Raw genomic sequence first — 746 nt, forward strand, 5'->3', positions numbered from 1 at the left:
ACGGCCTGCTCCAGGCACCGCCGCCGGAGCGTGGCCGCCTGCTCGCTGCCGGACGCCAGGCGCGTACTCCACCATGCCTGCAGGTAGAGACAGGGCACAGTGTGCAGGCCCATGAGCAAAAGGCCCAGCCAGTGAAAGCCCGGCACCTGTACCGGGCGCTGCAGGGGCGGGTTGAAAAAGCCCGGACGAAGGCGTACCAGGCGCCGGGCTTTGGCGCTTCTGACCGGGCAAAGCCCCTGGGAGTGAATACTCTCCGGCTTTTCCACCACACTCTCGTCCCAGTGCAGCAGCAGTGGCTGGGCAGGCCACTGGGCCAGCTGCGCTTTGGCCTGCGCCCGGAGCCAGTCTGCCAGCAGGCTATACTGCCACTTACCTGAGCGCAGCAGGTTGCTGATACGCTTGGTACCGGCCGGGGCTTTGGCAGGGGAAAGCAGGTAAGCGCCCAGCTCGCTTAACAGCAAGCCGTGCTGGCGGTGGCGAAAACGGATGATGGCCTCCACCAGCAGCGAAAAGGTATGGACCAGGCGCCGGTCCAGCCGCGCATCCAGGACTTGGAGCAGGGGGGAGAGGAAATCAGATAGCCGACGGTGAAAAACAGAACTGATCCTTTCTGCCGGCTGCTGCGTATTTGATAATAAATGCATAAAGCCTCCTTTTCTAAAGTGACCTGATACTACTGTCACTTACGAAAAGAAGGCTTTTACTTTTTAGAAATCCCTAACCTAAAATTCGGGATGACTCATGTT

General features: G+C 59.8%; 1 pseudogene. It reads right to left on the bottom strand.

Annotation, left to right across the window (positions count from 1 at the left end):
• Positions 1-644, bottom strand: a pseudogene (locus GWO68_RS17695) (transposase); the annotation flags it as partial.
• Positions 645-746 lie beyond the last annotated feature (102 nt).

It is taken from the genome of Pontibacter fetidus (assembly GCF_010119545.1).
GTDB lineage: Bacteria > Bacteroidota > Bacteroidia > Cytophagales > Hymenobacteraceae > Pontibacter > Pontibacter fetidus.